This window comes from Bradyrhizobium vignae, from assembly GCF_004114425.1.
In the GTDB taxonomy this organism is placed as follows: domain Bacteria; phylum Pseudomonadota; class Alphaproteobacteria; order Rhizobiales; family Xanthobacteraceae; genus Bradyrhizobium; species Bradyrhizobium vignae.
Genome location: NZ_RDQF01000147.1, coordinates 1 through 1,158 on the forward strand (window position 1 = coordinate 1; position 1,158 = coordinate 1,158).

Here is a 1,158-nt window from a genome sequence, read left to right on the forward strand (position 1 = left end):
TGCCGTCGGTCACAACTTCCGCCGCATCCTCGCCTGGCTGAGGGTTCTTTGGTGCCTCTTCCTGGCCACCCTCATCGCAGCCATCAGCGACCGCTCACCGCTGCAATCGGCTTCTTAACGGACGACTACGTATCCTCGAGCGTCTGCGCGAGGCCCGTCCACGGGCTGTAGCAAACCTGACACGCCTTATCGCCGAGCTCGACTCGATGCACCAGGCTTCGTGACAGGTGCGCACGAAGATCTGCTCGTGGCCCATCGCTTCCGTTAGCGCGTCGCGGCGAGATGTCCGGAGTCGGGGGTAAACCGGAAGCACCCGACCGCTGGTCAGAACGGCGCTTTTGACCCTGAGCCGACTTGGTGGCTCACTCGATAATGCGTTCGGCGCGGTGGCACTCGGGGTCTCGATCGGGTCGTTGTTTTGGGGCTTGCTGACGGGCGCTGCTCTGACGGCGCTGGTGGCCGCGTATGCCTCAACTCTCGTCTTCATCAAGATCATCGGGGGTCTCTATCTCTTGTGGCTCGGTTTCAGGGCTTTTCGATCGGCCGCTTGTCCAAGACCGATCGAGACCCGGGATCACCTTGGGCCGCAATCGGCCTTTCCGTTCTTCATGCGCGGACTGATCGCGCAGATGACGAATCCAAAAGCCGCCTTGGCATGGATCGCACTCATGTCGCTCGGCCTCCAGGCCGATCCACCCTGGTGGGTGATTGCGGTGATCATTGCGGGTACGACGTTTCTCTCCGTCGTTGGCCACCTTCTCTATGCGCTCGCCTTCTCCACCGAGCGCATCGTGCTCATTTACCGGAGGGCGCGCCGCTCAATCGACTTAGCGCTGGGCACCTTCTTCTGCTTTGCCGGCATCAAATTGCTAACGAGTCGCACGTGACCGTTGCCTCCACCAAGCCCGACGATCTTGTTGGTGCGTGAACATTTTGAAATCTGAAGACATCGGGCGGCTCGAGGGGCGACTCTGACGTCGAGCCACATCGTTACATGGGCACATCTTCGCTGCGCCGGAGCCGTCCACACACGAGTTCTGTGCGTCAAGTTCAGCAAAATTGATCATGGGGTCCGGCCGAGCCATCCCCTCGGAGCCGCCGTCGCTCGCTTGCCCAAAAGCGCAGCGCTGGCGAGCGACGGCGGCGGAGAGGGGTGGC

At 61.7% G+C, this 1,158-nt stretch carries 1 protein-coding gene; it reads left to right on the forward strand.

The window, feature by feature from the left end; genetic code table 11:
* The first annotated feature begins 386 nt into the window (after window positions 1–386).
* The gene (locus tag EAV90_RS39160; protein WP_245509748.1) at window positions 387–887 is read left to right on the forward strand and encodes a LysE family translocator; all 501 of its coding nucleotides are present in this window, start codon (window positions 387–389) and stop codon (window positions 885–887) included.
* Window positions 888–1,158 lie beyond the last annotated feature (271 nt).